The organism is Shewanella sp. AS16, from assembly GCF_021412365.1.
In the GTDB taxonomy this organism is placed as follows: domain Bacteria; phylum Pseudomonadota; class Gammaproteobacteria; order Enterobacterales; family Shewanellaceae; genus Shewanella; species Shewanella salipaludis.
Genome location: NZ_JAKCLK010000018.1, coordinates 1 through 7,531, shown reverse-complemented (window position 1 = coordinate 7,531; position 7,531 = coordinate 1). Strand labels below are relative to the sequence as shown.

The window sequence follows — 7,531 nt, the reverse complement described above, 5'->3', positions numbered from 1 at the left end:
GCGTCGTACCTGGCGTAAACTGCATCTGGCGGTGGATGCCGCCACACATGAAGTGATAGCTGCCGAGGTCAGCTTGGAAAGTGTGGCCGACAATGAGGTCTTGCCTACCTTATTGAATCCGCTGAGACGCAAGATTAAGCAAGTGTCAGCCGATGGCGCTTATGACACCAAAGGCTGTCATAAACTGCTGAAACGCAAAGGCAGCAAGCCCACTATCCCGCCCAGGAAAAATGCGGGTTACTGGGAGGACGGTCACCCAAGAAATGAGGCCGTCAAGGCGCTGAAAAGTCATGCGCTACAACAATGGAAGAAAGACAATGACTATCACCAACGCTCACTGTCGGAAACGGCCATGTACCGCTACAAGCAACTCATCAGCCCGAAACTGAGCCTGCGGGATTACAATGCACAGGTTGGCGAAGCATTGGCAGGAGTGAAGGCCATGAACAAAGTCATAGGACTGGGTATGCCCGTTCGTCAGGTGGTCAATTAACACCGCAAACCTTGATGGGGACAGGCTTGCCTGCGAATGATTTGATCAACAAGGCCCTTACTATATGTAAACATCCTCCTTTTAGTAACAACTATTTTCCATCAAGTAAAGTTTCAGTAGCAACCATCAACAAATTAAGACATTTCTGGTACCCTATTTCTAAAACAAGGTGTGGGTATTGCTTTTTGAGAAAATAATCTAAGATATAGACTCATACAAGTAGAGCTGCGCATAATATTGGATCTAGTAGCGTTTTGGGGAAATGGATTAGATCAGACCGTATGTACATACCTACGATGTTAAATATAAATGGAGTTGTATAAAATCCCATAGCCCCAGACCTTACCAAACCTAACGGAAATTATTATGCAAAAAGGGAAGAAGAACACATTAAAAAATAATTGGAAATTCGATCTATATTTAAATAGAAGTGACTCTTTCACATATTGGTTTGTTAGGGTGTCACTTATTACATTTATTTATCCAACATTCACCGCCCTTGTTGTTATATCTTTACTTGACTCATTCACTGGTAATGACATGTTTGCTATTGGAGCTGTAAGAGCAATTGAGAGAAAATATGTAAGCAATAACATTAAAAATATAGCCTTAGTGACTTTTGATAGAAATATTTTGAGTGACAGCAAGTTACCCGAATCCCGAGAAGACATAATCCAGTTAGCTGTAAAACTAGTTGAGGGCGGAGCCAGATTGGTGGTACTTGATTATGTTTTCCGCTATGGAAAAGACACTCCTCCTATTCCAAAATCCTTAACGAACAAAATTATCGTAGGGAGCTCTATTGAACAGATAGGATCAAAATTTGTTGAAATTATTCCACCAAAAAATTTACTTCCTGATGAAGTGCTAATGGGAAACTGGGGGGATATATCACTCTATGACACCGAAGATAAATACGGAGCAGTAAACAGCTTAGTTTACTATTACGAAAATAACGACTTATACCTGTCATTAGCTTTGGCCGCCTACAACCGCGCCCTAAATGGACAAAGCAACCAAGAGTTAAAAAATCATGGTAAAAGAATACCACTAGGGTTGTTGAAAAACTCGAGATATTGGCTCACAGTCCCGAGTAACATCCATGAGCTAGATTCTCGGACCTACAGTGCCTGGACATTTGAGTACGATTTGATGATGGGAGCTGCTGACATTCAGGATAAAACGGTTTTTGTTGCCAGCACATGGGATATAAGTGAAGACCATTTCTATATTGGTTCCGATAGTACCAATTCATTCTTTAAACGCATACTTATATGGGCTGGGTTATCGACAAGTAATGGTAAAAACGGCAAAGAACCCGGAGTCTATGCACACATTAGTGCTTATCTAAATTTGTTAGATGGAAAAATTTACAAGCATACATCTGTTGAAAATCAGTGGACGCTTCCAGCTTTAGCCCCCTTCATCATTGCAATAATTATTTACATAACAACCTGCATCCTATATCGACATGGTATCTCAAGGGTTATAAATAATACCAAGTCCCCTGTACTATCTTTTAGCCTTGCTACCGTCACTGCACTAATGGTTATAGTGTTTACACTCTTCTACTCAACCATAGTCATCAACTGGTTTAACATTTCGTTAAGTCTTACACCGTGGGTTATTTCCTGTATATACATAATTGTAATTATTACAGCTAAGGAGTTAGACAATGTTAAGTTCAAAAACAATTAAATTTATCCTGATTTCAGGAGGTCTTGCATCTATCTCCATAGTTCCACAGACCGTGAGAGCTACCTCACCTAAGGAAAATGTATACGCCATTGTGATAAAAGTATCCGGTGATGTAAAAGTTCTTGAACCTAACAAAAAAGTCATAACAAAAATCACTGAAAAAACAAAGCTAAAGGAAGGAAGTAAAATCACTATTGGAAAACATAGCAGTATGCACTGGGTAAGACGAGAGTACGATCAAACAAAAATCGAAAATATTATAGGACCCGCCGAGTTCGACTTCCCAAGCAAGATATCAGGTAGACTTTATCAACTTAATGGACAACGTTCATTAGGTGGTGTATATAGAGGAGATAGTGACTCTACAGATATAGAGTGTACCTACCCTGAGACCATAAAAATACCCAAAACAAAAACAGTACTTCCTTTTTTACAATTGACATGCAACCGATCACTACGATATCAAGATATTCGTTATGAGGTTACTCAGAACGGCAATGCCGTTAAATCTGGTATGTTCTTCGATGGTTTTAAAAACACCACCCTTACACAAGGTAGTTATCGAATTACTTTCTATAACAAAGCCAGCAAACTTATAGAAAGTAAACTAGAGATTGATTCATTCGATCTTGATTCCCGACTTTCAGAGATTATTAATGATAAACAAAAACTAAATATACCGACAGATCTCATGGCTTCACTAGAGCTCTGTCAGATTGGGTATAGATACATTTGCCAAATGAACCTAGACTACCAAGTTATCTTAAAGGACAAGACCATTAAATCCACAAAAAATCTTGAACTAACAAGGGAGCTAAAAAAAATGTTGGACGATTCATTAAATTACCAACCAGAAAAGGGAGAATGATATGAATGGGATCCAGGCATTTTGTTTATTGATACTGTTTACCTTTGATGCTTCAGCAACAGAGCTAACGCCTTTAGAGTTGATTTTAGGTAACCTAAAGGATATTAAATCAAGTACTAAAAAGATTGAAAAATGGGATTGTCCAGAATATCAAGATCACTTTTCAAATTTCAGCTGCGAATATTTAAAAGCATATTCATATCATAGCGGAAGAAAATTTGACAAAGCTCATGAACACATTAAGCATTTATACAAAGCTATGCTTCAAAAATTAGACATTATTAAGGCTGGCGTCACATCTCCTGAACGTATGGAGGAAAGTATCGAATATATAATTGAGATGTATAGTGAAACTTTTAGCAAAATAGAAAATGGGAGTGTTAATACAGTAAACATTAATAATATTCTGCTAGAGTTGTTATCTAAAAACCAACTGAATGAAGCTTACGGAAGCGTCATTATATCAGCAAAAATAATTGAGATATTTTATAGGAATGGTTCTATGGAAAACATTAATGCCTTCTATAAAATAATACATTACAACCTCAAAGATATTTACATAAGTAAAGCAAAGCTGGACGCTAACTCAATACCACTTGCATATAAATCAATCCTTTCCAAATTAAATATTGGCACAGGAAATAAATCAAAAAACTTAAATGACTTAAATAACTTAAAAAGGATTAGAAATAAAATACCCTCATCAGAAAAAGTTAGAAACCTAGACATCCTAATTGATACGTATTTATCCAGCTTAGCTGGGAAATTAACTCTTGAAAAATTCAACATGGCAATAAAAAAAGTCGAGGAAAGCAAGGGGAATTCAAATGAAATAAAAATACGGTTACTTACAATAAACATAGTCTATCTCAATAATACAATACCGGAATTCGAAAGAATTTCCTTTGCAAAGGATCTTTCAAAAGTTCGCGTACGTTACTACCAACTTTTAGCCCCTACAAATCAAAAAACACTTAAAAACTCAATAATTAATGCGGCTGAACTTGTTCTAAAAAAGCCCTCACACAACTCAGATATAGACGAATTTATCATTGCCACTTACGTAATGCACCGAGACTTAATTGGAGCACCAAAGCATAATGACCCCTTTTACATCAATATGGAAAAAAAATATTCTATACTAATGAAAGATTATGTTGATTTCACCGATAACACTTCCGATGAATTTGCAGCTATAAGTAGAATAGGAATAATACAATCTAAAAAAGGTATCTTAGGTGAGGGATTAATGTGAATATAGGTATACTACTTATCCTATTCGGATTTACCTTCACCCTCAGCAGATCCTATGCCTGTGACTTGGCCGCCATAGATAAGCAAACACGAGCCATAGGGACTACATTATTGCAGAATGATAGTTTTAAAAAATTAGAATTGCTTAAAGAGATAAAGCACGAAGTATCAAATGATTGCCCTGATGTTCTAGATACCTTAACACTAACTTTAGAAATAACTGGCGTTCAAATTGGACTAGGAACTGAGCTGCTTGAGGCAGAAAATCAATTATTAGAACTAGAAAAAAAAATTATACCATTAAAGGAATACTATAGGAAAGATTACAACAAAATACTTGGTCAACTCATGTCATTGCATATAAAGTCGAGTCGACATCAACTCGCAAAATTCTATGCAAAACGGCTACTAAATGAAAATAACTTGAAAGATAACGAAGTAAGATTAGATGCGCTAGCTATTACTTCATTACCTACCAGCTTCGTTCCTAGCGATGATTTGAAAAAAATAGTTAAACAGTTAAATAAAAAAAATCCTATGTTCAAAACTTCTCTCCTTTCACCATACCGCCCCTCTAATCGATTTCTACTATACCTACAGCGACAACTTGAACTAGGAAAATACGAAGAACTTATAAAAAACACTAGAGAACTAAATTTAAGTAATTATATTAACAAGAAAACAACCTATGTATCCGACAACCTATTCGCTATAGCTTTAACTCGAGAAGTTGCCGAACTCCAAATGTTACCTGGAAGATACTCACTACCAAATGAAATTAATGAATTCTCGATGAGAAAGCGAACAAATTTATCTCTTGAAAACCAACTTATTATCAATCTTTTGAAAGTATTTGATGAACACGACAATAGGAAATTAAACTTAGACAATGCCATTAAAACTTTCCATAGCATCTTAAGTTCCTATGACTACGGACGCAAAATCCAAATGTCCACTCAGCTAAGTTTAACGCTGGCATCCTTACTAAACTCATTCCCTAAAGATGAAAATGTGAAACAAACCGTTTTTTTTCTATCACAACACCTTTTTATATCTAACCCTGTTGCGCCAGTTCTAAAACTAAACTCCGAAAGCAAGAATACCTACAAAAAACTAGTTATCAAACAGCAAGCGTTAACCACTCAACTGTCAGAGAAAGAAACTGGCAGTTTTGAACTAATTAAGGAGATTGCAAAACTATCCAAAAAACTTAAAGGCATAACAAGAACGACACCAAAGACAGTAAAAACTATTCAATCCCAACTTAAGCACGATGAAACATTGCTTTACGGGGTTGAATTAGGAGCAACATCCGCCCTATTCACTTTGAGCTCCAACAAATTTGAATTAAACACTATAGAGACCAACGACCTAAAATCTAAAATCGTTTCACACAGAGAAGCGCTTACCGAAAGGAAAAATGCTCGAAAAACAGGGGAAAGTCTCTACTCATTAGTTGGTATTAAAAAAATACATAGTAATAATTTACTTTTCATTTCATATGGTTCACTTGAAATGCTACCCATATCCACTTTATACAATTTTAAGACTAAAAAATGGCTGGTGGAAGAAAAATCAATATCTAGAATGAGTACTCTTGACAGACTTGGTAGGCAAAACAACGAAGTAAAAGGTACCAATAACCGAATTGCTATTTCTGATCCAATTTTTTACCTCCCCCCTCCCCCTAATTTTAAGCTACTGCCACATTATGAAATCCAAAATGTTGTAATGGGCTTAGAAAAGCTACCCGATACCCTAGCAGAATCAATCGCTTTACTTGGACAGCAGAGCTCCCCCCCTCGCCTATCATTAACAAAGGAAGACGCCATTGAGGCGAAAGTAAAACGTGAGTTAAATAAGAGAGATTGGAATTTCATTAGCTTTTCTACGCATACCATTTTTCCCTCTGAGGAAACTCACATTCTGTACCCCGGACTTGCTCTCAGCATAGATTTCGAAGACCTAAGCAACGACAGCATTCTACAGGCAAATGAAATAGCTGATATGAAGCTAACAAGGAGCACAGTACTACTCGCTGCATGCAATACAGCAAAAGCCAGTGAGGTTGGCGGAAGCTTCAACTCTCTAATAACATCCTTTCAGTTTGCTGGAGCAAAAAGCGTTATTGCCTCACAGTGGAAAGTTGACTCAAAAGAGACTTACGCATTTATGTCTTCGACAGCTGAGTTTGTAAACTCAGGAACGTTTAGTTTTGAATCAGCAATCAGGCGTGTTCAGTTTAATTTCGCACATGACCTCAGCAATCAAACTGATAGTGCAAGTGTATGGGGCGCATGGGAGGTCTATTTTTAATGCAGAATAAAACAAAGACACTCATAGTTCATTGAATAAAAATTTGCCTATTGAGTGTAGTGGCATATTAAATTTGGCCACCTGATTAGAGGTGATATCATCACTTCTATTTTTAAACAGGTGACACAATGACAAAGCAAACCAGACCAACATACAGCCCGGAGTTTCGACTCGAGGCAGCACAACTGGTCGTTGACCAAAACTACTCAGTAATGGACGCTGCTAAAGCCATGGGCGTGAGTAAATCAGGTATGGAAAAGTGGGTTAGACAACTCAAGCAAGAACGTATGGGGAGCTCACCCAAAGCCACGCCAATGACGCCAGAACAAATTGAAATTCGTGAGTTGAAGAAGAAAATTGATCGCCTCGAGGAGCATAATGCCATTCTAAAAAAGGCTACCGCTCTCTTGATGTCAGACTCCCTGAACAGTTCTCGTTAGTCGAGAAGCCCAAGCAGAGCCATACGGTAAAACGCATCTGTGAAGTGTTCGGGCTTCACCGAAGTAGCTATAAGTATTGGCGCAGTCGTCCAAAGGACATTTCACCAGAGAAGGTAAAATTACAAAGTCTGATACGGGAAGCCCATGCAGTGAGCAATGGCTCTGCGGGGGCGAGAAGCGTTGCAGAGATAGTGACGGCTAAAGGGATAAACTTGAGTCGTTATCGCGCGAGTAAGCTGATGAAACAGCTAGGGCTAGTCAGTTGCCAGCAGCCAAAGCATGCTTATAAGAAAGCTGACCGAGAACATGTTGAAATACCCAACCACTTGGCTCGTCAGTTCCAAGTCACTGAGCCTAATCAAGTGTGGTGTGGGGATGTTACCTACATTTGGACTGGTGCCCGGTGGGCCTATTTGGCCGTTGTTATCGACCTGTTTGCTCGCAAGGCGATAGGTTGGGCGA

At 38.0% G+C, this 7,531-nt stretch carries 5 protein-coding genes and 1 pseudogene; all 6 read left to right on the top strand.

Features of this window, described 5'->3' with window-relative positions; translation table 11 throughout:
* Positions 1-493: IS5 family transposase (locus LZP73_RS19020; protein WP_234236484.1), on the top strand; the 493-nt coding region annotated here is incomplete at its 5' end.
* Between the two features lie 366 nt (positions 494-859).
* Positions 860-2,191 (top strand): CHASE2 domain-containing protein, encoded by a 1,332-nt coding sequence (locus LZP73_RS19015; RefSeq protein WP_234236482.1) that lies wholly within the window; start codon positions 860-862, stop codon positions 2,189-2,191.
* Entirely contained in the window at positions 2,169-3,059 is an 891-nt protein-coding gene (locus LZP73_RS19010) for a hypothetical protein (RefSeq protein ID WP_234236480.1), read from the top strand. The genes LZP73_RS19015 and LZP73_RS19010 overlap by 23 nt, the downstream gene beginning before the upstream one ends.
* A gap of 1 nt (position 3,060) precedes the next feature.
* Positions 3,061-4,314, top strand: coding sequence for a hypothetical protein (locus tag LZP73_RS19005; protein ID WP_234236478.1), 1,254 nt, complete (start codon positions 3,061-3,063; stop codon positions 4,312-4,314).
* Positions 4,311-6,629 carry a CHAT domain-containing protein gene (locus tag LZP73_RS21460; protein ID WP_234236476.1) on the top strand — a complete coding sequence of 773 codons (2,319 nt, stop codon included), beginning with the start codon at positions 4,311-4,313 and terminating at the stop codon, positions 6,627-6,629. The genes LZP73_RS19005 and LZP73_RS21460 overlap by 4 nt, the downstream gene beginning before the upstream one ends.
* 128 nt (positions 6,630-6,757) lie before the next feature.
* Positions 6,758-7,531: pseudogene (locus LZP73_RS18995) on the top strand (IS3 family transposase); the annotation flags it as partial.